This window comes from Pyruvatibacter sp., assembly GCF_040219635.1.
GTDB lineage: Bacteria > Pseudomonadota > Alphaproteobacteria > CGMCC-115125 > CGMCC-115125 > Pyruvatibacter.
The window spans coordinates 240,573-264,282 of the sequence record NZ_JAVJSC010000002.1; the positions used below are offsets into that span (position 1 = coordinate 240,573).

At 58.1% G+C, this 23,710-nt stretch carries 24 protein-coding genes; 16 read left to right on the forward strand and 8 right to left on the reverse strand.

All coding sequences use genetic code 11. The annotated features are described in order from the left end of the window. Positions 1-6 precede the first annotated feature (6 nt). From RIB87_RS02170 to RIB87_RS02205, 8 genes are all read left to right on the forward strand, one after another. A complete protein-coding gene (locus RIB87_RS02170; protein WP_350143029.1) occupies positions 7-876 on the forward strand; it encodes an ABC transporter permease in 870 nt (289 codons plus the stop codon). Next, the gene (locus RIB87_RS02175) at positions 873-1,685 is read left to right on the forward strand and encodes an ATP-binding cassette domain-containing protein (protein ID WP_350143031.1); all 813 of its coding nucleotides are present in this window, start codon (positions 873-875) and stop codon (positions 1,683-1,685) included. Before RIB87_RS02170 ends, RIB87_RS02175 begins: the two co-directional genes overlap by 4 nt. A 93-nt stretch (positions 1,686-1,778) precedes the next feature. Beyond that, positions 1,779-3,230 carry a cryptochrome/photolyase family protein gene (locus RIB87_RS02180; protein ID WP_350143033.1) on the forward strand — a complete coding sequence of 484 codons (1,452 nt, stop codon included), beginning with the start codon at positions 1,779-1,781 and terminating at the stop codon, positions 3,228-3,230. Positions 3,231-3,268: 38 nt separating this feature from the next. Continuing rightward, a complete protein-coding gene (locus tag RIB87_RS02185) occupies positions 3,269-4,576 on the forward strand; it encodes an NAD(P)/FAD-dependent oxidoreductase (RefSeq protein WP_350143035.1) in 1,308 nt (435 codons plus the stop codon). After that, on the forward strand, positions 4,573-5,436 hold the full coding sequence (locus RIB87_RS02190) for a DUF1365 domain-containing protein (protein ID WP_350143037.1): 864 nt from the start codon (positions 4,573-4,575) through the stop codon (positions 5,434-5,436). The genes RIB87_RS02185 and RIB87_RS02190 overlap by 4 nt, the downstream gene beginning before the upstream one ends. 5 nt (positions 5,437-5,441) lie before the next feature. After that, a complete protein-coding gene (locus tag RIB87_RS02195; protein ID WP_350143039.1) occupies positions 5,442-6,701 on the forward strand; it encodes a class I SAM-dependent methyltransferase in 1,260 nt (419 codons plus the stop codon). 60 nt (positions 6,702-6,761) lie between these two features. After that, complete coding sequence (locus tag RIB87_RS02200; protein ID WP_502943190.1) at positions 6,762-8,066, forward strand: MFS transporter; 1,305 nt, start codon at positions 6,762-6,764, stop codon at positions 8,064-8,066. A 48-nt stretch (positions 8,067-8,114) separates the two neighbouring features. Beyond that, entirely contained in the window at positions 8,115-8,618 is a 504-nt protein-coding gene (locus RIB87_RS02205; protein WP_350143041.1) for a DUF3833 family protein, read from the forward strand. 18 nt (positions 8,619-8,636) lie between these two features. On the opposite strand, the gene RIB87_RS02210 is transcribed toward RIB87_RS02205, so the two are convergent. Further along, entirely contained in the window at positions 8,637-9,440 is an 804-nt protein-coding gene (locus tag RIB87_RS02210; RefSeq protein WP_350143043.1) for an SDR family NAD(P)-dependent oxidoreductase, read from the reverse strand. An 8-nt stretch (positions 9,441-9,448) separates the two neighbouring features. Continuing rightward, positions 9,449-10,147, reverse strand: a complete 699-nt coding sequence (locus RIB87_RS02215) for a ChrR family anti-sigma-E factor (protein WP_350143045.1) — start codon at positions 10,145-10,147, stop codon at positions 9,449-9,451. A gap of 304 nt (positions 10,148-10,451) precedes the next feature. On the opposite strand from RIB87_RS02215, the gene RIB87_RS02220 reads away from it, so the two are divergent. The 3 genes from RIB87_RS02220 to RIB87_RS02230 are packed head-to-tail and all read left to right on the forward strand — an operon-like array spanning position 10,452 to position 12,882. Continuing rightward, positions 10,452-11,477: a cysteine synthase A gene (locus RIB87_RS02220; protein WP_350143047.1), complete on the forward strand. Its 1,026-nt coding sequence runs from the start codon at positions 10,452-10,454 to the stop codon at positions 11,475-11,477. Then, complete coding sequence (gene sseA / locus RIB87_RS02225; RefSeq protein WP_350143049.1) at positions 11,474-12,331, forward strand: 3-mercaptopyruvate sulfurtransferase; 858 nt, start codon at positions 11,474-11,476, stop codon at positions 12,329-12,331. The genes RIB87_RS02220 and sseA overlap by 4 nt, the downstream gene beginning before the upstream one ends. Before the next feature lie 35 nt (positions 12,332-12,366). Further along, positions 12,367-12,882: a GNAT family N-acetyltransferase gene (locus tag RIB87_RS02230; RefSeq protein ID WP_350143051.1), complete on the forward strand. Its 516-nt coding sequence runs from the start codon at positions 12,367-12,369 to the stop codon at positions 12,880-12,882. A 36-nt stretch (positions 12,883-12,918) separates the two neighbouring features. Here the strand turns inward: RIB87_RS02230 and RIB87_RS02235 are convergent, their stop codons facing one another. From RIB87_RS02235 to RIB87_RS02250, 4 genes are all read right to left on the reverse strand, one after another. After that, positions 12,919-13,722 (reverse strand): amino acid ABC transporter ATP-binding protein, encoded by an 804-nt coding sequence (locus RIB87_RS02235; RefSeq protein WP_350143053.1) that lies wholly within the window; start codon positions 13,720-13,722, stop codon positions 12,919-12,921. After that, positions 13,715-14,863, reverse strand: a complete 1,149-nt coding sequence (locus RIB87_RS02240) for an amino acid ABC transporter permease (RefSeq protein WP_502943191.1) — start codon at positions 14,861-14,863, stop codon at positions 13,715-13,717. Before RIB87_RS02240 ends, RIB87_RS02235 begins: the two co-directional genes overlap by 8 nt. Positions 14,864-14,866: 3 nt before the next feature. Further along, positions 14,867-16,051: an amino acid ABC transporter permease gene (locus RIB87_RS02245; RefSeq protein ID WP_350143055.1), complete on the reverse strand. Its 1,185-nt coding sequence runs from the start codon at positions 16,049-16,051 to the stop codon at positions 14,867-14,869. Between the two features lie 85 nt (positions 16,052-16,136). Beyond that, entirely contained in the window at positions 16,137-17,159 is a 1,023-nt protein-coding gene (locus RIB87_RS02250; protein ID WP_502943199.1) for an amino acid ABC transporter substrate-binding protein, read from the reverse strand. Positions 17,160-17,387: 228 nt separating this feature from the next. On the opposite strand from RIB87_RS02250, the gene metC reads away from it, so the two are divergent. The 5 genes from metC to RIB87_RS02275 are packed head-to-tail and all read left to right on the forward strand — an operon-like array spanning position 17,388 to position 20,693. Continuing rightward, positions 17,388-18,542 (forward strand): cystathionine beta-lyase, encoded by a 1,155-nt coding sequence (gene metC / locus RIB87_RS02255; protein WP_350143059.1) that lies wholly within the window; start codon positions 17,388-17,390, stop codon positions 18,540-18,542. After that, positions 18,542-19,357: a molybdate ABC transporter substrate-binding protein gene (modA, locus tag RIB87_RS02260; protein WP_350143061.1), complete on the forward strand. Its 816-nt coding sequence runs from the start codon at positions 18,542-18,544 to the stop codon at positions 19,355-19,357. The genes metC and modA overlap by 1 nt, the downstream gene beginning before the upstream one ends. A gap of 9 nt (positions 19,358-19,366) precedes the next feature. After that, positions 19,367-20,050, forward strand: a complete 684-nt coding sequence (gene modB / locus RIB87_RS02265) for a molybdate ABC transporter permease subunit (protein WP_350143063.1) — start codon at positions 19,367-19,369, stop codon at positions 20,048-20,050. Between the two features lie 28 nt (positions 20,051-20,078). Continuing rightward, positions 20,079-20,291, forward strand: coding sequence for an acyl-CoA carboxylase biotin carboxyl carrier protein subunit (locus RIB87_RS02270; RefSeq protein WP_350143065.1), 213 nt, complete (start codon positions 20,079-20,081; stop codon positions 20,289-20,291). Positions 20,292-20,294: 3 nt separating this feature from the next. Continuing rightward, a complete protein-coding gene (locus RIB87_RS02275; RefSeq protein ID WP_350143067.1) occupies positions 20,295-20,693 on the forward strand; it encodes a c-type cytochrome in 399 nt (132 codons plus the stop codon). Here the strand turns inward: RIB87_RS02275 and RIB87_RS02280 are convergent. Beyond that, on the reverse strand, positions 20,690-22,030 hold the full coding sequence (locus RIB87_RS02280) for a D-arabinono-1,4-lactone oxidase (protein ID WP_350143069.1): 1,341 nt from the start codon (positions 22,028-22,030) through the stop codon (positions 20,690-20,692). The genes RIB87_RS02275 and RIB87_RS02280 overlap by 4 nt on opposite strands. A gap of 116 nt (positions 22,031-22,146) precedes the next feature. After that, on the reverse strand, positions 22,147-23,529 hold the full coding sequence (locus RIB87_RS02285; RefSeq protein WP_350143071.1) for a DUF1329 domain-containing protein: 1,383 nt from the start codon (positions 23,527-23,529) through the stop codon (positions 22,147-22,149). Positions 23,530-23,710: the final 181 nt, after the last annotated feature.

Here is a 23,710-nt window from a genome sequence, read left to right on the forward strand (position 1 = left end):
GTCCCCATGTTTCCTGATCTTGGCACCCCGCTGCGTGACGCTGCCAACACAGCAGTTGATTGGCTCATCGTGACCCATGGGCGCAGCTTTGATGCAGTCTCGGATGCGTTGCTGACAGCGTTCTTGCTGGTCGAAGCCCCCCTGCGCGCCCTGCCGCCATGGGCTGTTCTGGTGCTTGTGGGTGTGCTGGCATTTCTTGCCGCCCGTAAGGTGTGGCTCGCAGTGTTCTGCGTTGCGGGCATGTGGTTCATCGGCGCGCTGGGCGTATGGGATGAAGCCATGCAGAGCCTCGCAATTGTTCTGGTGTCGGTCGCCTTATGCGCCGTCATGGGCGTGCCGCTGGGTATTGCCATGGCCAGAAGCGCGCACGTGAGAGCGCTCGTCACTCCGGTGCTGGATCTGATGCAGACAATTCCCAGTTTCGTCTATCTGATCCCCGTCGCCATGCTGCTGGGACTTGGCAAGGTACCCGCCATTCTGGCCACCATCGTTTATGCCTTGCCACCCCTTGCCCGCCTGACCGACCTGGGCCTGCGCCTCATCGAAAAAGAGCTGCTGGAAGCGGCAGACGCCTTCGGTGCATCCCGCCGCCAGCGTCTGGTTTCCATAGAGCTACCACTCGCTGTCCCCAACATTCTGCAAGGCATCAACCAGACCACAATGATGGCACTGGCCATGGTTGTGATTGCCTCAATGATTGGTGCGCGCGGTCTTGGGCAGACGGTGCTTGAAGGTCTGCAACGTGCCGATATTGGTAAAGGCCTGATCGGCGGCACAGCCATTGTGCTGCTGGCAATCATTCTTGACCGCATCACCCAGGCTTTTGGTGCACGCACCACAGACCGCGCCGCAGGTCGGACGATATCAAAATCATGATTACGCTTGATGCTGTCACCTGTTTGTTTGGTCCCGCACAACAGCAGGCTTTGTGTGCTGCCCGTCAGGGAGCCGGGCGCGCGCGCATTCGCGATAGCCTCTCCACCACACTGGCACTGCACGATGTGTCGCTTTCCATTAGCGAGGGTGAACTGTTCGTGGTTATGGGGCTTTCAGGCTCCGGCAAGTCTACGCTTGTTCGTCTCATCAATGGTCTTATCAAACCAAATGCCGGCACCGTTGAGGTGATGGGCAGTAGCGTCTCAGACATGTCAGCAAAACAGCTAGCCGCCTTCCGTCGGCAGCGCATCGCCATGGTGTTTCAGAGTTTTGCGTTGTTCCCACATCTCAGTGTCGGGGCCAATGTCAGCTTCGGCCTCAAGGTTATGGGGCAATCGCGCGATGTGTGTGTGCAAAAGGCGGATCAATGGCTCAGCCGCGTCGGTCTTGATGGCTACGCTGACACAAACCCTGCAGAGCTTTCCGGTGGTATGCGCCAGCGCGTCGGCCTGGCTCGCGCACTGGCCGTGGACGCTCCCATCATGCTGATGGACGAGCCGTTTTCAGCGCTCGACCCCCTAACCCGCGCTGACCTGCAGTCACTTCTTGTTGACCTGCAGGCCGAACTTGCCCGCACAATTGTCTTTGTCACCCATGATTTTGCAGAAGCCACGCGACTGGCCACCCGCATTGCGGTGCTGGATGAAGGCACCGTGGCGCAGATCGGCGCGCCGAACGACCTGCGACATACCCCGGCAACGCCCCAGGTCGCCCGCTTTGTTGCCTCGGCAACCACCCCCGCCGACTGATCCAGTCCGGCAAATATCCCGTATCCTGTTATGTATTAATTGCGCCGTATTCCTGGCGCTTTTCTGCGGTTTTTTTATATCGGATTCAAACACGTGCCTGCAGACCCCATCATCGTCTGGTTTCGCCAGGATCTGCGTATTGCCGATAATCCGGCACTTGTCGCGGCTGTCGATGCGGGCGCGCCGGTGCTGCCCGTTTATGTGCTCGACGATGCAACATCCTCAGACTGGCGCATGGGCGGGGCAAGCCGATGGTGGCTGCATCATGCCCTCGCGTCGCTGGCCGATGACCTAAAAGGCATAAACAGCACCCTCATTCTGCGGCAGGGCAACAGCAGCGACGTGCTGGATCAACTGATTGATGAGACCGGTGCGCAATCAGTCTTCTGGAACCGCTGCTACGAACCGGACGCCATCAGTCGCGACAAGGCGCTGAAGGCTGGTCTGCTTGACCGCGGCATTGAGGCCCGCAGCTTTAATGCAAGCCTGCTGTTTGAGCCGTGGACAATAGAAACAAAAACCGGCGGTCCCTATCGTGTTTTCTCGCCTTTCTGGCGCGCCTGCATGGGCAAGACCGCAGGGCTTGAGCACGCCTACGCCAAACCCAAAAATCTTCAGGCACCCGCCTCATGGCCTGCCTCGGATACGCTGTCAGACTGGTCGCTCACTCCCACATCACCTGATTGGGCGGAAGGTTTCAGCAAAATGTGGCAGCCAGGCACCAAAGGTGCGCTTGATCGCCTGTCGCGTTTTCTGGATGACACCATAAACGACTACCCTGACGCCCGTGACTGCCCAGGCGTGGACGGCACGTCCGGCCTGTCGCCGCATCTGCATTTTGGTGACATCGGTCCGCGGCAGGTTTACTGGGCGGCCCGCGATGCCGCCGACGACGGGCGCGCAACCGACAAAGCCGTCAAGAAGTTTGTAGCTGAACTGGGCTGGCGCGAGTTTTCCTATCACCTGCTTTACCATTTTCCGGCCATTCCCACGGACAACTTCCAGGACAAGTTTGATGATTTTCCGTGGCGGCAGGACGACGACGGCCTGCGCGCATGGCAACGCGGCATGACCGGCTATCCCATGGTGGACGCGGGAATGCGCCAGCTCTGGCAGACCGGATGGATGCACAACCGTGTACGGATGATTGTGGCGTCGTTTCTGGTCAAACACCTGATGATCCACTGGCATGAAGGTGAAAAGTGGTTCTGGGATACGCTGGTGGACGCAGACCTCGCCAACAACGCAGCGAGCTGGCAATGGGTCGCAGGCTCCGGAGCAGACGCCGCGCCCTATTTTCGGATATTCAATCCCATCACGCAGGGCCAGAAGTTTGATGCCAACGGCGACTACATTCGCCGGTACGTACCCGAACTTTCAAAACTGCCCGACAAATACATCCACAGCCCGTGGACAGCGCCTGAGGAAGTGCTTGACGAGGCCGGTATAAATCTGGGTACTGACTATCCAGATCCGGTCGTGGACCACTCAGATGCCCGTACACGCGCCCTGGACGGGTATCAGGAAATCAGGAAAGCCGGCTGATCCGGCGAACGACAGATAACGAGAGCGACCAAGAGTTTATGAGAATTGCAATTGTCGGTACCGGCATTTCTGCCAATAGCGCAGCCTATGTGCTGTCACGTGAGCATGACGTAACGGTCTATGAAAAAGACAGCCGCATCGGAGGTCACTCCAATACGGTGGACGTTGACTATGACGGAACGCCTATTGCCGTTGATACCGGGTTCATTGTCTATAACGAGCACAACTACCCCAACCTGACAAAGCTGTTTGCAGACCTCGGCGTGCAAACCCGCGAGAGCGACATGAGCTTTGGCGTCTCCACCATGAACGGCGCGTTTGAGTGGTCCGGCCGCACGGTACGCAGCGTGTTTGCTCAGCGGCGCAACCTGTTCAGCCCCGGCTTCATTTTCATGCTGCGCGAGATTTTCAGGTTCAATCGTCTGGCCCGCAAGGATCTGGCGGCGGGCCTGTCTGAAGGCCTGTCGCTTGGCGACTATCTGAGCGCCCACAAGTTTTCCGCCCGCTTCAGGCGCGATTATCTGCTGCCCATGGGGGCCGCCATCTGGTCCACACCTGCAAGCGAGATGCTGCGCTTCCCGGCCCGCAGCTTCCTTGATTTTTTCCGAAATCACCGTCTGATCGACGAAGATCGTCCTATGTGGCGCACCGTTGTGGGTGGCTCGCGTGCCTATGTGGAAAAGCTCACAGCACCCTTCGCCGACAATATCCGCGTCAATACCGGCGTTGCCAGCATCACCCGCACGCCCGACGGCGTGTTGGTAACGGACACAAACGACGACACAAGCCAGTTTGACCGCATCGTCATCGGTGCCCATTCAGACGAAGCGCTGGCCATGCTCGCAGACCCCACCGAAGATGAAACCCGTTTGCTGGGGGCCATCCGCTATGGTCCCAATACGGTCTATTTGCACCGCGACCCGAGCCTCATGCCCCGCCGCAAGCGCGCATGGTCAGCCTGGAACTACATGTCGCCAGGCCGCATTGATCGCGGCGGGTCACTGTCCGTCACCTACTGGATGAACCAGTTGCAGAGCATCGACAACAAGCACCCTATTTTCGTGAGCCTGAACCCCGCCACGGCACCCGACCCTGCTCTTACGTTTCAGCGGATGGAATACACTCACCCGATGTTTGATGCCGCAGCCCTTGATGCGCAGGAGAAAATCAACGCCATTCAGGGTACCGGAAACACCTGGTATTGTGGTGCGTGGCTCGGTTACGGCTTCCACGAAGATGGCCTCAAGTCCGGTCTGGCTGCCGCGCAGATGGTGCTTGCCTCAGCACCTGCGACAACTGACAAGAATGCGGTACAAATTGATCCGTTTGTCGAGGCCGCAGAGTGAACACCGCGCCCGCCACACTTTACTTTGGCCGCGTCATGCACGCCCGCACCCGGCCGACTGAGCACAGGTTCAGCTACAGCGTGTTTTCCATGTTGCTGGACATTGATGCTCTGCAACAAACTGCGCGCCGCAGCGCCCTTTTTTCGCTGAACCGTTTCAACCTGTTCAGCTTCCATGAGCGCGACCATGGCGCACGCGACGGCACGCCATTGCGTGAGCATATCGTCAGCCTGCTGAACGATGCAGGGCTTGACGAGCCGGGTCAGATCAAGCTGCTGTGCTACCCGCGTATTCTTGGATACGTATTCAATCCGCTGTCGGTCTATTACTGCTACAGTCAGGATGGCGAACTGACGGCGCTTGTTTATCAGGTACACAATACATTTGGCGACACACACAGCTATGTGGCGCCTGTCACCGCATCTGAAAAACACGGGCGCATCGTGCGCCAGAGCCGCGACAAGCATCTGCACGTCTCACCCTTCGTTGGCATGGCCGCGTCTTACAGCTTCGCCCTTGATGATCCGGCACAAACCATCGGCGTCCATATTCGCGAAGCAGATGAGGACGGGTCTTTTCTGCTGGCAACTTTTGATGGCACCGCCCGCAGCTTTACAACCTCCAGATTGGTGCAGGCGTTTTTCCGTTATCCGCTGATGACGGTCAAAATCATCGGGGCCATACACTTTGAAGCGCTTCGGCTGTGGCTCAAGGGTGTGCCATATTTTGCCAGGCCCGCCCAAAAGCCGCCGCGCTCCAGCGTTCATGGACCGTCATCGGGTCCACGCGGCAATGCTATTGATCCTGCAAAAGCGCCTGAAAACAGCTATACTTCCAACGAGACCACAAAAGTAGCGTGACGGTCATGTCTCAGTTGGATGCATCATCGACAGGCACCCGGAAGGGTTCAGCGCCGGTATTGGCAACGCCTGACGTGCTTCAGCAGCTAACGGGTGTCCCCCGGCTTGTGCGCTGGGCGCTCACCATGTTGCTGCGTATCAGGTGGGGCTCACTCACCGTGCGTCTGCCTGATGGCATTGCGCTGCGCTTTGAAGGCCGCGAACCCGGCCAGCATGGCGAAGTGGAGGTGCTGACCTACCGCGCCACACGCAAGCTGATGGCCGGAGGCGGCATCGGCTTCGGCGAGGCCTACATGGACGGTCACGTTGATTCACCGGACATGGCGAAGTTTCTGGAAGTGTTCGCCCGCAACCGCGCCATGATGATGGACACCATGCGCACAGGCCTGTTTGACTGGGTCAACAAGCTCTATCACAAGCTGCACGCCAACACGCGCCGTGGGTCTAAACGCAACATCCACGCACACTACGATCTGGGCAACGAGTTTTACGGCCTCTGGCTCGACGAAACCATGAGCTATTCATCGGCCATCTTTAAGCCCGGCGTAAATGATCTGGCTTCCGCCCAGCGCGAAAAATATCGCGCGCTGGCAACCGCCATGCAGTTGCAGCCAGACCATCACGTGTTGGAAATAGGCTGTGGCTGGGGCGGCTTTGCAGAATACGCCGCTGGTGAAATTGGTTGCCGCGTCACCGGCATCACTATTTCCCAGCAACAGCTTGACTATGCCCGTGCCCGCATGGCCAGCGCAGGTCTCTCAGACAAAGTGGAACTTCGCTTTCAGGACTACCGCGACGTTGACGAAAAGTTTGACCGCGTTGCCTCAATCGAAATGTTTGAGGCCGTCGGCGAAGCCTATTGGCCTGCCTATTTCAAACAGGTGCATGACGTGCTCAGGCCTGGCGGCAAGGCAGGCTTGCAGATCATCACCATCGCTGACGAGGCCTTTGAAGACTATCGCAGCACCGCAGACTTCATTCAGCGCTACATTTTTCCCGGTGGCATGCTGCCGTCGCCCACCATATTGCGCGAACAAATAAGCCATGCAGGATTGACCCTGACGGGCAACCGCGAGTTCGGTCCCGACTACGCGCGCACCTTACGCCTGTGGCAGCAGCGGTTCGCAGAGGCATGGCCGACAATTGAACCGCTTGGCTTTGATGAGCGCTTCAGGCGCCTGTGGCACTTCTACCTGGCCTATTGCGAAGCCGGGTTCTGCTCCGCCAACACAGACGTGACCCAGGTTACGCTTGCGCGCGCCTGACTTCCCTTGGCAGGTTTAGCACTCAATCAGCATCCAGCCGCAACACCAGCGAGCACCGTGTTGTGGCTTTACGCCCTTCCCGGCCTGCCCCTGGCGGCCCTCACGCTACCTGTTTATGTTTTCGTACCCAGCTACTATGCGGAACTCGGCGTACCTCTTGCCCTCATTGGTATTGCGTTGCTGGTTGTCCGTTTGCTGGATGCCGTGACCGACCCCGCCATCGGCTTCCTGAGCGACCGGCTTAAACTTCCCTTTGGTCGCCGCAAACCGTGGCTAGTGCTTGGCCTCGTTCCCACCATGCTGGCCGTATGGATGGTATTCGTCCCGCCGGAACAACCAACAGTCACCTACCTGTTGTTCTGGAGCGCCCTTCTCTCAATAGGCTGGACACTGATGATCCTGCCCTACACGGCGTGGGGCGCCGAACTGGCGGAAGATTATGACGGACGCACCGGCGTCACCGCCCGCCGCGAAGGTCTGGTTGTCGCCGGCACACTGCTGGCAACCGCAACACCAGCAGTGCTGGACGCCACAGGCATGGGCGGCACGGCCAATGCCATGCAGACCCTTGCCATCAGCCTGATGCTCCTGTTGCCGCTGACCGTCGCCATTTGTGTGATCTTTGTTCCCACACCACGCAACACGACGAAGCGTCGTATCAATCTGCGCGAGGGGATCACGGCGCTGCGCGACAACAGAACATTTTTGCGCCTGATAGCTGCATTCCTGATCAACGGCTGGGCCAATGGCCTGCCTGCCACATTGTTTGTGATTTTCGTCACCCATGTGCTGGCCGCACCAGCGTTAGTCGGCCCGCTGCTGTTTTTGTATTTCGTGTCCGGCGTGGTCGCCATTCCCGGTTGGCTTTGGATCGCCCGCCGGTGGAACAAGCATCGCACCTGGGTTGCTTCCATGACACTGGCCTGCGCCACGTTCGTTTGGGTGCCGTTTTTAGGCGCTGGTGACGTTACGGCTTTTGCCATCATCTGCATTCTGTCAGGCTTTGCCGTGGGCGCGGATCTGGTTTTGCCAGCCGCAATTCAGGCGGATGTGGTGGACATTGATACCGCCCAGACCGGAGAACAGCGCACCGGGCTTTACTTTGCCTTGTGGAGCCTGGCCACAAAGCTGTCGCTGGCGCTTGCAGCGGGTGTGGCGTTTCCGTTGCTTGCATTGGCCGGTTTCGACGCAACTGCCAACACGCCTAACACGAACCAAAGTTTATTCGCCGTTTCAATGCTTTACGCGGGTCTGCCGGTGATCCTAAAGCTGCCCGCCCTCGTACTCATGTGGAGTTTTCCACTTGACCGGGATGCTCACAGGGAGCTTCGGGCCCGCATCAACAGTGCGCCTGCCTCCCCATGAACCAAATGAGGGGCCGCGGCCCCACAATGGACAAGAGCAGGCAAAGCAATGGGCGAAAAACTGAAACCTGAGCACCTGAACAGGTTCGGCGCGGAAGAAAATCCCGAACTGCGCCTTGAAGAGTTTTTTGACGGGGCGCTGGAAGCTGAAGGTGAGTTCCGCGATCCGTTTGGCCGCGTGCGGCGCAGATTTAGCGCTACCGTGACCGGCACCCGCAGTGGCGCTGAGATACGTGTCCACGAAAAGTTTCAGTATGACGATGGCGAGACCGACGAGCGCGAATGGCTGATTGAAGCGCTGGGCAACGGTCGCTACCGCGGCAAGGCCAGTGATGTTGTCGGCGTTGCTGAAGGGCGCGTTGAAGGCCGCCGTATGCGCTGGTCATATCCCATCGACCTTCCTATTGGTGGTCGCGCATGGCGGCTGAAGTTTGATGATATCTTTGAGATGCACCACCCCGATGAACTGATCAACACAGCCAATGTATCGAAGTTTGGGTTGCCGGTGGGAAGTGTCTATCAGCGCATCGCGCGGTGTAAGACTACAAAATAGTTTTTAATCCCCGCACGCTTAATCCAGCGGCGTGCTGTCTGCCCTGTTCCACCCGGTTGCGCGCCTCACCAGCGCCAGACGCCAGCGTGCGGGCAAAAAATCAAGCGCCTTGAGAACATAGGTAAACCGACGCGGGAATGTGATTTCAAAGCCCCGCGATTTGAGCCCGGTAACAATACGATCAGCCGCGTCCGGCGACGACATCAAGGCCGGCATAGGGAACGGATTGTGCTTTGTGGCAGGCGTGTCAATAAAGCCCGGATTGACCACCTGCACCAGAATGCCGATGGGATCGAGTTCGATGCGCAGCGTTTCAGCCAGATTGATAAGAGCCGCCTTGCTTGCTCCGTAGGCAGAACTTGTCGGCAGACCGCCATACCCCGTGACAGAAGCAACAAGCGCTATCTGCCCTCGCCCACGTGCCTTCATGGCTGCTATGGCCGGTTCCAGGCAGTTGGCCACACCGGTCAGGTTGACGGCAAAGGTAGTCTCGAATGCATCTGCCTTGAAGTCGCGCGCATCAATCGGCAGATACACGCCGGCATTCAGCACACACAGCGCTATCGGCCCCTCATTGCGCTCTATATCAAGAGCAACGCGCGTCATCCCCGTGTGGTCGGTCACGTCGCCTTCACAGGCGATGATTTTGCCTGCAAGTCCGTTAGCTTCCGTCGCAAGCGCGTCAAGCTCCTCACGTCGACGCGCAGTTGCGGCGACGGTCCACCCGTCGCGCGCCAAACGCAGTGCGACATCACGGCCAATGCCGGAGCTTGCGCCTGTGACCCAGGCAACGCCGGTTTCAGGATTGGAAAAATTAGCCATGTCTCAGCCTACATGAAGGACTGCAAAAACCGTCCAATTCGTCCTGTCAGGCGCATGGGCGCTTCGTTGACAGCAAAGCAGATGCACGTTGCGCCTGGCTCTGCAACCGGCTGATGGTCCACTGCGTGGTCGGCAATCTCAACATCGCCGGGCCTGAAAAGCCCGGCCTCATCACGATAGGCACCATGGAGAACCAAAGTCGCCTCCATACCGTCATGGGTGTGCTGGGGTACAGCCTTGCCAGGCTCGATGCGCAAAAGGCGGGCGATAATGCCGTCGTCTTCGAGGTCTCTCAGACGGTACTCATACGCACCAAAGCCACGCCACTTCCATGGCAGACCGGCAAGCGGACCGTGTATGTGACGAGCTATGCTTTCCGGCAACGCATTCCCTGCGAGGGCTGGTGCAGGAGCTAAGATTTTTTCATCGCCAACACGCTCAACGCGTGACAACAGGTCACCCGCTGTCAGAGCTTTGTTCAGTGCCGCAGGCTCTGCGTGCTCAAGGCACCAACCACCCACGCTCTCGATCCGCTGCACCGTCGGGCGCATCCCCGGATTTAACTCCAGATATGCCTCGGCAAGCGTTGCTGCCGCGCGTGGAAGCTGACCAAGCCCATACTGCGTCACCAGCCATTCAGCCGTTGGAACAGCCTCTTTGCCGCCTGTATCAGTGCCATGGGGAATATCGGAAAAAACCTCAGACATCGTGGTTCGAAACTCACTCAATCAAGATACCCCGGCAAAAGCAGCCGCGGCTGGATAAGATGCCTGACAGCAAATGGTGCAAGGCGCTAATTCAGTAACAGATACGGGGGCATAGCGTTTATGGATCACTGTGATTGCAGCGTCGGCCACAAAGCCAGCTTTTTCGGCATTGATCCCGCCTCACGCCTTGCGTCCCGCCCTGCCCATCCTTATTTTCCGCCCGTAAGCAGGGCTGACCGCTAATGTACGTGTGAGGCATGTGGAACCGAACGACCCCAGATACAAAAAACGAGGAATGGGCTCCATGACCGCACGCACCGCCCCGAAAAAGATCAAAAACGGCATTGTTGATGCTATCGGCAACACGCCGCTGATCCGCCTCAAGAAAGCGTCCGAAGAAACCGGCTGCGAGATTTTGGGCAAGGCCGAGTTCATGAATCCGGGACAGTCGGTAAAGGATCGCGCCGCGTTGTTCATTATCGAGGATGCCATCCGCTCTGGCCGCCTCCAGCCCGGCGGCACCATTGTGGAAGGCACCGCAGGCAACACCGGCATTGGCCTTGCGCTGGTCGGCAACGCTCTTGGCTTCAAGACCGTGATCGTCATTCCTGAAACCCAGACCCAGGAAAAAAAGGACATGCTGCGGCTGGCCGGTGCACGGCTGATTGAAGTGCCGGCCGTGCCTTACAAAGACCCCAACAACTACGTCAAATATTCAGGCCGCCTCGCTGAGGAGCTGGCCGCAAAGGAACCCAATGGCGCCATCTGGGCCAACCAGTTTGACAATGTGGCAAACCGGCAGGGCCATATTGAAACCACCGCGCCCGAAATATGGGAACAGACCGACGGCAAGGTGGAGGGCTTTATCTGCGCCGTTGGCACGGGTGGCACACTGGCAGGTGTTGCAGCGGGTCTGCGCGAAAACAACAAAGACATTGTCATTGGCATCGCCGACCCGATGGGTGCTGCTCTTTACAACTACTATGCTCATGGCGAGTTGAAAGCCGAAGGTACATCCATCACCGAAGGCATTGGTCAGGGCCGCATAACCGCCAATCTTGAAGGCCTGACAGTTGATGAGCCCTTCCAGATATCCGACGAGGAAGCCCTGCCGGTGGCGTTTGATCTGCTGGAACACGAAGGCCTGTGCATGGGCTCGTCGAGCGGCGTGAACGTGGCAGGTGCTATCCGCCTGGCCAAAAAAATGGGGCCGGGGCACACCATCGTGACCATTCTGTGCGACTTCGGCACGCGCTATCAGTCAAAAATGTTCAATCCGGCGTTCCTGAAACAGCAGGGCCTGCCGGTTCCTGGCTGGCTCGATACGTGACAGACCACGAGGAGCAGACCGTCACGGTGACAGCCGAATGGCTTATTGAGCATTCCGCTGACGCAAACATCATCGTTCTGGATGCATCGTGGCACATGCCTGGCAGTGGACGCGATGCGGCGACAGAGTTCGCTCGTGGCCACAGTCCCGATGCGCGCTTCTTTGACATTGATACCATCAATGACGCCGGCACAGACCTTCCGCACATGCTGCCTGAGGCTGATGATTTTGCGCGCATGATGTCAGAGCTGGGTGTTTCATCCCAAAGTCAGGTCATTGTCTATGACACGGTCGGCATTTTTAGCGCGCCAAGAGCATGGTGGATGTTTCGCGCCATGGGGCACAACAAGGTTGCCGTCCTTGACGGTGGATTGCCTGCGTGGCGAGCGCACAACGGCCATGTGACAGACGCACGCACACCCCTTCAGCCTGCCCGCTTTAACGCCCAAAAGAACACCACCCTCATCGCCTCGCTTGAGGCCGTTCGCACTGCCGGTACAACCGGTATAGCTGTGCTGGATGCCCGCCCGGCGGCCCGCTTCAAAGGGGTGGCCCCCGAGCCTCGCCCCGGCCTTGCGTCCGGTCACATGCCCGGCGCGCGCAACATTCCGTTTGCCGAAGTTCTGACCGCAACAGGCATGTTAAAACCAAAAGCTGAGCTGGAAGCGATTTTTGGCAATGTTGCGACTCTCACTCCGGAAAAGCCGGTCATCACCACATGCGGTTCAGGCGTGACAGCCGCCATCCTCTCGCTCGCGCTGGCGCGCATCGGACATCCCGATACAGCGCTTTATGATGGTTCATGGGCGCAATGGGGTTCGCGTGCAGATTGCCCTGTAGAGATCAGTCACTGACACCAACATACCGGAGACGGCAGACCGGACACCGCATGGGCAAGATACATACAACCACAGTTACCTTTCTTGAGATGACATCCGCGCCGGGCAAGCGGATACCCGCCCCTGCCCGAACGCTGGCACTCATGCGGGCTGTCTCACCAACCCTCCACTTTTACCGTTATCTTTATGACGTGGTAGGGCGCGATTACCTGTGGGTCTCGCGAAAGCGCCTGAGTGACGCGGACCTGCACGGCATCATCTGCAATGAGCAGGTCGAGATTTATGTTCTGTATGTGGACGGCGTGCCCGCAGGCTTTGCAGAACTTGACTTCCGCACCGCCGGTGAAGCCGAGCTTTCATATATGGGGCTGGTGCCTGGTTTTGTGGGAATGGGACTAGGCCAATATCTTCTGGCTCAGGCGACAGCCATTGCCTGGGCTCACCCGATAAAGCGCTTCAAAGTGCAGACCTGCACTCTGGATCATTCTCGCGCGCTTGGCCTGTATCAGCGCATGGGGTTTGTTCCCTACGCGCAGACGCAGGCTGAAATTGAGGAAATCGATTGAGATTGTGCCGTTGGGGGGGGGCGGGGGCGCTCGTCGCTAATGCAGGATCTGGCTCAAAAACAGCTTTGTCCTGTCGCTTTGAGGGTTTGAGAAGAATGCCTCAGGCTCGTTCATCTCGATTATTTCACCTTCGTCCATGAAGATAACGCGGTTGGCCACAGTGCGTGCAAAGCCCATTTCGTGTGTCACCACAATCATCGTCATGCCGTCTTCGGCGAGCGATACCATGACGTCCAGCACCTCTTTGATCATCTCCGGGTCAAGCGCTGAGGTTGGTTCATCAAACAACATGATGCGCGGGTTCATGCACAGGCTGCGGGCAATGGCGACGCGCTGCTGCTGACCACCCGACAACTGACCCGGATATTTAAGCGCCTGCTCGGGAATACGCACCCGCTCCAGAAACTCCATCGCCAGCTCTTCAGCTTTTTTGCGCGGCATACGGCGCACCCAGATAGGCGCCAGCGTGCAGTTCTCCAGAACTGTCATATGCGGAAACAAATTGAAGTGCTGAAACACCATGCCCACCTCGCGGCGGATTTCATCCACCTTTTTGAGGTCATCGGTCATCTCAATGCCATCCACCACAATACGGCCGGTCTGGTGTTGTTCCAGCCGGTTGATGCAGCGAATAAGCGTGGACTTTCCTGATCCGGAAGGACCGCAAATGACAATGCGCTCACCCCGGAAAACCGTAAGATCAATGTTGCGCAGCACATGAAAATTGCCGAACCACTTGTTCATGCCGGAAATCTCAATCGCCGCATCCGTGGAGACCGACATGCGCGATGTATCAACGGTTCCCTTTTCCGGCAGAGTGCGCTGCGTGTCATCAGTCATTGCGGTGTCCTGTATCAAGGCGGCGTTCCATGTAGCGAGAGTATTGCGACATGCCGGAGCAGATAACGAAGTAAACGAAGGCGGCAAACACATAGCCGGTAACAGCCGTTTGCGGTGTGGACCATTCAGGATCCGTAAAATTGAGCTGGATAATGCCGAGCAAATCAAACAGACCGATAATCAACACCAGCGTTGTATCCTTGAACAACGCAATGAAGTTGTTGACGATCGACGGGATCACCGTCTTCAGCGCCTGCGGCAGGATGATGAATACCATCATCTTCCAGTAGCTCAGCCCCAGTGCCTGAGCGCCTTCGTACTGCCCGCGCGGAATGGCCTGTAACCCGCCACGCACAACCTCTGCCATATAGGCCGAGGAGAACAGCGCCACGGCCACAAGGCAGCGCAGCAGCTTGTCGAAGGTTACGCCTTCGGGGAGGAACAGCGGAAGCATGACGCTGGCCATGAACAGCACAGTGATAAGCGGCACACCACGCCACACTTCAATAAAGCCGATGCACAGCATACGGATGATAGGCAGTTCAGAACGCCGCCCCAGTGCCAGCAAAATACCAAGCGGGAGGGACGCCACAATGCCGGTTATCGCAACCACGAGCGTCACCAGCATCCCGCCCCACAAGGAGGTTTCCACTTCAGGCAGGCCGAACGTGCCGCCGGTGAGCAGAACAAACGCAATCACCGGATAGGGAATAAGCAGAAAAACAGCATTCCAGAACTTGTACGGCACCGACGAAATCAGCATCGGGATCAGCGCCGCAACACCGATGAAAAACGTCCAGTCCACCCGCCAGCGTTCTTCCAGTGGATAACGTCCGTAAATGAACTGCCCCATCTTGGCATCAATGAATGGCCAGCACGCCCCTGCACCGTCACGCATACACGCTTCGCGCCCGTCACCACTCCAGGTGGCGCTGAAAAATGCCCAGTCAAGAACAGGCGGCACGGTGATGTAAACGAGGTAAGCGCCCAGCAGCGTCAACAGCGTGTTGCTGGCAGATGAAAACAGGTTTTCGCGCATCCAGGCCAAAACGCCTGTGGTGCGGCGCGGCGGCGGCAGAACGGGCGCATGTTCCGTACGGACGAAAGCGGCTTGGGGCGAAATGCGTTGTGCGTCTGACATGGCCTAGCGCTCCACCAGCGCAATGCGCGCGTTGTACCAGTTCATCACCATGCTGGTGAGAATGGAGAGCGTCAGATAGACCGACATTGTGAGGAACAATATCTCAACCGCCTGCCCCGTCTGATTGAGCACGGTGCCGGCAAAAACCGACACAAGATCAGGATAGGCAATGGCGACCGCCAGCGACGAGTTCTTGGTGAGGTTCAGGTACTGGCTTGTGAGCGGCGGAATGACCACGCGCATAGCCTGGGGAATAATCACCAGCCGCATGGTGGGGCCGGGCTTGATGCCCAGCGCGAACGCCGCTTCGGTCTGCCCTTTGCTGACCGACAAAATACCTGAGCGTACATTTTCGCCGATGAAGGCTGCCGTATAGATCGACAGGGCCAGCACCAGCGAAATGAACTCGGGGATCATTACCATGCCGCCACGAAAGTTGAAGCCCTGCAATGATGGATAATCGAATGTCAAAGGGGCACCCATCAGCGCAAAGGCGAGAAGCGGCAGCACGACGATGAGCCCGATACTGCTCCACAAGACCGGGAACGGTTGACCGGTCTTGTCGCGGCGAACCCTGGCCCAGCGTGCCAACCCAATGGCACCCGCAATGCCAAGCGCCAGCACAATGAGCACTACGCCAAAACCATCCTCACCAACCGGGCGCGGCGAATAGATGCCACGATTGTTGACGAAAAAACTGTCCATGAATGCCAGGCTTTCGCGTGGCCCCGGCACCGAGCGCAACACGGCAAAATACCAGAAGAAAATATGCAGCAGCAGCGGAATGTTCCGCATGGTCTCAACAAATACCAGGCATATCTGGCTCATCAGCCAGTTGCGCGACAATGAGCCGATGCCGACCAGAAACCCAAGTATCGTGGCCAGCACAATGCCGATGCCCGCCACGACCAGCGTGTTGACCAGCCCTACCAGAAACGCCCGGCCATAAGTGGATTCTTCCGTGTACGATACAAGCGTCTGGACAATGCCAAACCCGGCCGTCGTATCCAGAAAACCAAAACCGGAGGCAATATTGGCACGCTCAAGATTACTGACCGCATTGGTCCAGATTTCCGTGCCCGCCCACACGACGACGACCAGCGCAATCAACTGGTAAACAATGCCACGCACCCGTGGATCATTCACCAGTGAGGCTCTGGGCGGTGTGGCTGTATCAGGGCTGCTCATGCGGGTCCGGTATCAGGAAAGCGAAAACCCGCGCGTCATATGCAACGAGGCACACAACGCGCGGGCAAAACCTTGTCTAACGTGCTTAGCGAACCGGAATGGCGTATTGCAACCCGCCATCGGTATAAAGGGCGTTCTGACCACGGGGCAAACGCAGCGGGGTTTCCATGCCAAGGTTGCGTTCGAAACTCTCACCATAGTTGCCCACAGCCTTGATGATGTTGAACGCCCAGTCATTGCTGAGACCCAGCGCCTCGCCGAAGGCACCTTCGGTGCCCAGCAGCCTTTTGATTTCCGGGTTGTCGCTGGTTTTCATCTCTTCGACGTTGGCGGATGTCACGCCCAGTTCTTCAGCCGCCACCATCACGTTGAGCGACCAGCGGACAATATCCAGCCACTGGTCATCACCCTGGCGCACGGCAGGACCAAGCGGTTCCTTTGAAATAGTCCGGTCGAGGATCACATGCTCGTCCGGGTCTGTCAGCTTCAGTCGTTGGGCGGCAAGGCCCGATACATCGGTGGTGTACACATCGCAGCGATTGGCATTGTAGGCCGCCACAACTTCGTCGGCCTTCTCGAAGGCCAGAACCTTGTATTCAAGATTGTTGGACCGGAAGAAGTCAGCGACATTCAACTCGGTGGTTGTGCCTGTATTGGTGCACAGAGTCACACCGTCAAGTTCAAGGGCATCCGTCACGCCAACTGACTTTCGCACCATCAGCCCCTGCCCGTCATAATAATTGACGCCGGCAAAGTTCACACCAAGCGACGTATCACGATCAAGCGTCCAGGTCGTGTTGCGCGACAGCACATCAATCTCGCGCGACTGCAGAGCTGTAAATCGCTCCTTGGCCGAAAGCGGCGTAAACCGCACAGCCGATGCATCGCCAAAAATGGCCGCCGCAATACCGCGACACAGATCAACATCAAGGCCGGTCCACTCGCCGGTCGCGTCCGGGTTGGAAAAACCAGGCAGCCCCTGGCTCACGCCACACTGGACGTAGCCCTTGTCCTTGATGGCAGCAAGCGTCGCGCCGGCATCAGCAGGCTGGGCAGACGCGGTCGTGACAGCAACCACCCCAAATGCAAGCCATCCGGCAAGTCCCATCAAGGCTGTCTTGTGCATCGGGTGCTGCGCGGCAATACAAAGGGCAGTGGCAATCATCAATCATTTCCTCAAACACGGGTGAACGCGACCGTTGGATAGCGTGGCCGGGCAAAGCAGGTACTTTATGCACGGCGCATTCCAAGTGTACCATCCCTGCGGCCCCCGGCTAGGGGGCTTGCACATGCCAATATCCATAATTGACAGCTCCCCAAAAGGCAGGCCCCGCGCATGAAAGACGAAACCAGAGCCATCCATGCGGGCCGCGACCCGAAGGCCAATCACGGCATTGTCAATCCGCCGGTTTATCACGCTTCCACGGTGCTCTACCCCACCTACGAGGCGCTGCGAAACCCGCCCTCGCGGGTGCAGTATGGCCGTCGCGGAACCCCGACAACGTTTGCGCTTGAAGATGCCGTCATGGCGCTTGAGGGTGGTGCCGGATGTGCGCTGGTGCCGTCGGGGCTTGCGGCTGTGACAACCGCCCTGCTCGCCCTTCTGAGTTCGGGCGACCACCTTTTGATGACCGACAGCGCCTACGGTCCCACGCGCACGTTCTGCGATACGTTCCTCAAGCGCATGGGCGTTGAAACCACCTACTACGATCCGGTCATCGGTGAGGGCATCAAAACCCTGATGACTAACCGTACTAAAGTTGTGTTTGTTGAAAGCCCCGGCTCGCTCACCTTCGAGGTGCAGGACATCCCCGCAATTGCCAAAGCGGCCCACGCAATGGGAGCAAAGGTTGTTCTGGACAACACCTGGGCCTCGCCATTGTTCTTCAAGCCGTTTGAGCACGGCTGCGACGTGTCAATTCAGGCTGCCACAAAATACATCGTCGGCCACGCGGATACGATGATGGGAACGATTACCGCCAACGAGGACACCTGGCCGCTGATCCATGCGGCCCATGGCCAACTTGGCCAGTGCGCCGCCCCGGACGACATTTACCTTGCGTTGCGCGGCTTGCGGACAATCAGTGTACGTCTCAACCAGCATATGCAGCAAGGTATTGAGCTTGCCACTTGGCTGGGTGAGCGAGACGAGATTTCCCACGTATTTCATCCTGCTCTCCCGTCGCATCCGGGCCATGATATCTGGAAACGGGATTTTCTGGGTGCCAGCGGGCTTTTTTCAGTCGTGCTTAAGCCTGTTGAGGAGCATGCCCTTGCCGCCATGCTGGACGGTCTGAACCTGTTCGGCATGGGCTACTCATGGGGCGGCTTTGAGAGCCTTGTGATCCCTGCCAATCCCCGCCACAACAGAACGGCAACCACATGGGACATTCCCGGTCGGTTGCTGCGCTTCCATGCGGGCCTTGAGCACATGGATGATCTCAAGGCCGACCTTGAACTGGCCTTTGAACGCCTGAAGGCCGCCTCCTGATGCATCACCACAAGATGGCAGTGCTGGCGGCTTTTGCCATCTGGATCGTCAGCGCGGCAACAGCCCAGTCAACATCTACGCCACCCCTGCTTGCGTTCGCAGCATCAAGCGCCACCAATGCCATTGAGGACATTGCGAAACGCTATGAAGCAGAGGGGCACGGACGAGTGATAACCGTGTTTGATGCAACATCGCGCGCCGCTCGCCAGATTGCTCAAGGCGCTCCTGCTCATCTGCTGATCTCAGCGAACCCGGTGTGGACGCAATGGCTTGCAGCATGTGGCCACGGCATTGGCGCTACCACACGAAAAATCGCAAGTGGCGAAATGGTGCTGGTTGCCCCGGTTGGCAGTACTCTCAAAACGAGCCTGCCGCTCAACGCGCACCACCCGGCCTTTGCGGTCAGACGCCTCGCCATCGCAGATCCTGCGGGTGTGCCTGCAGGCGTATATGCCCGCGAAACCCTTGTGGATCTTGGGGTATGGGAAGACCTGTCGCCGCGACTTTTAACCGGCGACAACGTCAGAACCATCCTTGGATGGGTCAGTGCGGGTGCTGTCGATGCAGCGCTGGTCTATGCAACGGATGCAGCCATTACGGATTCAGTCATTACATTGGCCCGCGTCCCGGCGGCTTTGCACAGCCCCATTTCCTATGAGGCGGTGGCCACATCAACACCGCATCCAAAGACGCAGCATTTTTTGGATTACCTTCAAACCGCGACTGCGCAAAATATTTTCGCGGCCCATGGTTTTCTTCCCCCTTTGAATGATGCACCGGCACCCGCCCTCGCCGTGCAACCGGCTTGCGGGTAAAACCACCTCATGTGGAGCATTACAGAGGCAGAATGGCAGGCCCTTTGGGTATCGCTCTCGGTAGCAGGCGTAAGCCTTATGCTGTCCATGCCACTGGCGCTGCTCACAGGGTGGGCACTCGCCCGCTGGCAGTTCTGGGGCAAGACCGCGCTGGATATTCTGGTGCATCTGCCACTGGTCATGCCGCCGGTTGCGCTCGGCTATCTGCTGCTGCTGGCCCTGGGCCCACGCGGACCATTGGGGGAGCCACTTGAAGAATGGTTCGGTATTACCGTGGCTTTCTCCTGGACCGGCGCTGTCATTGTAGCTGCGGTAAGCGGTTTTCCGCTGGCAGTGCGCGCCATTCGTATCTCTGCCGAGAATGTGGAAGAGCGGTTGCTGCAAGCAGCACGCACACTTGGCAAGTCAGCCTTTGGGGCCTTTCTGACGGTGGCGCTGCCACTGATGGTGCCAGGCATCGTAGCCGGCGGTGTTCTGGCCTTTGCCCGTGCGCTTGGCGAGTTTGGGGCCACCATTACCTTTGCGGCATCCATTCCCGGTGAAACACGCACCCTGCCCCTGGCCCTGCACACCTTCCTGCAAACACCCGGCGGCGAGGACGCCGCCCTGCGCGTGCTGATACTCTCAATAACGGTTGCGGTGGCAGCACTGGTGACGTCAGAATATCTGGTGCGCCGCTCAACCCGAGTCTGACCCTCCTACGTCAAGAGCATCCGATAGCATGGACATAAAATCCGAGATCGCCGGCAAGGTCTGGAAGATAGAAGCACCGGCAGGTACGGCGGTTGAAGAAGACGACCCGGTGATTATTCTGGAATCCATGAAAATGGAGATTCCCGTAGAGGCACCCGCCAATGGCAAGATCATCCAGGTACTCGTCGAGGAAGACGAACTGGTATCAGAAGGCCAGGTTGTCGCCACGATGGAGACTTGAGCAATGCCTTCCACCCGCGTGCAGATTATCGCCGCCCTAGGCCTGTTTGCAGCCACGCCCTCTTTCGCCGACGATATGCCGCCGCACGATGGCAGTTACAAACAGGGAAATGAAGCCGCGGGTAAAGAGCTTGCTCAAAACACGTGTGCGATCTGCCACGCCCTTGAACCTGACGCCCTGTCGCCAAACGAAGCAGCGCCCAATTTTCATGCGCTGACGCTTTCCTATCCCGCTGAACATCTGGCGGAAGGGTTTGCGGAGGGTATTCTGGTGGGAACGGACGCACATATCGGGATGCCGCAGTTCACGTTAACGCCAGAGCAGATAGACGATTTGATTGCGTATCTGGAAACGGTGTTGCCACCACCTTTAGTGGCCGTGGAAACAGACCCTGCGGACTAGTTGTCTTCCCCAAACAACCTCGCCAGATATGGCGTGAGGAAAAGACCGTCCGGATCCATACGTTTACGCACCGCCTGAAAGTCGTCCCAATGCGGATAGAGCGGTGCCAGTTCACGCGCCGTCAGCGTGTGCAGCTTGCCCCAGTGCGGCCGTCCGCCATAGCTGCGGAAAATCGCCTCCACACCGTCAAACAGCCGACGATAGTTTTGTTTTGCATATTGATGAATCGAGATCGACACACTGTCGCGGCCCTGAAACGGGCTGAGCCATATGTCGTCACCCTTCACCGTGCGATACTCAATCGGAAAAATGAAATTGCCGCCGCGCTTGCGCATGTGCTCGGCCACTTCGCGCACACAGTCCGGCCCGCTTTCAAGCGGCACCGAATATTCCATTTCGTTGAAGCGCACTTCGCGGTCGCTTGGAAACGCCTGATAGGCATGGCGCACCTTGGCCTTTTGCGAAAACTCCTCAGCGCCCATGTAGCGCGCACCCGCGTTGCTGGTCAAAAAGCGCTGCAAGGGTCCGCGCAGGAACGGCAGCACACGGCTCAGTTCGCACGCCCCCACCATGGCGTAGTGCTCCATGCCACCACCCGACGACGGGCGCGGCGGCCGCGCGGGCTCGTCCGTGGTGTTCAGGAACTTCACCAGCACATCGTCGGCAAACGGAAACCAGAAAAACTCGAAATGGCGATTGTCCGCAACAAGCGTGTCCATCTGCGCAAACACATCACTCACCGCCATCCGCCCGCCCGTCTCTTTCAGGGCGTAAGCCGGTACGCACTGCAAGGTGAGTTCGGTCAAAATACCCAGCGTACCAAGCGACACCCGTCCGGCATTGTAGATGTCGGCGTTCGTGTCTGCCGAGGCGTCAACGCTCTCGCCATTTGCCATGGCGATACGCAGACCTGCCACCTGCGACGACACAGAGCCCAGCGTCAGCCCCGTGCCGTGCGTTCCGGTGGATACCGCGCCGGCAATAGACTGCCGGTTTATGTCGCCCTGGTTGGCCAGCGCCAGCCCTGCCTCCAGGAGCGGCGCTCCCATATCTGATATTTTGGTTCCCGCCCGCACGTGCACCAGGCCGCTGGCAGTATCAGCCGCCACCACGCCCTCATGCGCATCAATATCAACCAGCGTGCCATCGGTAACGACGATCGGCGTGAACGAATGCCCGGTTCCAGGCGCACGCACCGGCCCAAGACCGTTTTCTGCAGCCGACCTGATTGCTGCCGCGATCTCATCTTCGTTGCTTGCAGCAACTGTCTGCGCCGGTACGCATGACAACGCGCCTGACCAGTTTGTCCACACCGCCTGATTGTTCCGACTGCTCATTTGTCCCCGAACCCCTTTGCAACACACAACTATTGTGAGGCAAAGCGCGCCTAAGAAAAAGGCCCCCCGAACAGTGTCCGGAGGGCCTTCTTTGTCAGTGTAAAACTGTGTGTGACTTAACGAACGCCACGGCGGCGAAGTGCTGCCGGGTCGAGATTTTGCTCGTCCAGCTCATCGTAGCTGTAGTTGATCTCACGCTCCTGGTTTTTCAGACCCTGTACGTTGTAGTAGTCAGCCTGAATGTCGTAGGTCACGTCCGAGTTGTTCCAGCAGGTCGGCACATCGTAGTAATTGATGATGTGACCTTCCTGAACACGCCATAGCTGGCCGCGGCTGTCATACATTTCGCCGGTGACCATGTTGTAGGTGTCCTCGTCGAAGGACTTCACACGGCGCGTATAAATGTGCCGCTGACCTTCACGGATCTTGCCTTCAACCGTCCACACGCGATGCAGCTCGTAGCGCAGCAGGTCCTGGTTGAGTGATGCCGGTTGAAGCATCTGCTCATAGGTGTTTTCAGGATTTGCCCACTTGTATGAGTTGTAGGCAATGTACTTTTCAGACTTGCCCTGCATGGTCCATGTGTAACGGTCAGGCGACCCGTTGAAGAGGTCAAACTGGTCCGTGGTCTGACGACCATCTGAGTAGGACTGAGGGTTGTCATACGCAACAGTCGGCGCACGACGCACACGCTTGGTGCCGGGGTTGTACTGCCACGCGTTACGTGAGCCCTTCACCTGGTTGATGGTTTCATGCACCAGCAACAGTTCGCCAGCACGACGAGACGGCGCAATAACCGTCTGCAGATACTTCAGCGAAATGTTGTTCAGGCTGTCGAAGCTGGGGATGTCCGGGTTTGAATACGTGAACACCACTTCGTCATAGACGGTGATGGGCGTGAAGCCCGCATTGCCGTCCGGCGCAATGGATGCGAACTGACGGTTCAGCTTGTAGCCACGGTAGCGAAGGTTGTGGTTCCACACGAGTTCCACAGCTTCTGTAGGAATTGGGAACGGTGCACCGATTGTGGCGTTGGCCACACCGTTGCCGTCTGCCACCAGTTCGGAGTTAAGTGCATTCTGCTTGAGCGCAGCATTCACAAAATCCGGGTACGAGCAGTTGCGGCGCGACGGGTACACAATCATTTTGTAGCCCGCAATGTCGTCAAGCAAAGCGGCATGGGTGCCGGTCAGCTTGTCAGCATACTCAGCCTTGTTTTCTGCCGTGATGGTGAAAAGCGGCTGATCGTCTGCATAGGGGTCGGCGTAGAAATCACCGGACGTATGCGCCGGCGGATTGGCCAGCGGTGCCCAGGCAGGAATGGTGCCGTCAGCATTGCCGGCCTTTTCAGCACCGATAGGTGTCAGAGTGGTGCCGAGCTTGTCGGCCTCTGCCTGGCTCACACCGGCAGATGCCGGCATGACAAATGCCGCAGCAGCAAGCAGCGCAACAACCGCGCTACCGCCAAGCCGGGCGTGTGATTTTATTTTCGAACGCATTCTTGGTCCTCCTTGTCGGCCCCCGTTTTGGGTAGGCCCCCGTTATCGGCCGATCCGCACTCACGCGGCATCCTGCGTTAGGCAGGTATTTAAGCCTTGCCCGGCCCGAGAGGACCGAGAGGGAAATCCGGCATACAAACCAAACCTCCCAATTCAACCCGTGACATAGCACGGAATGCGC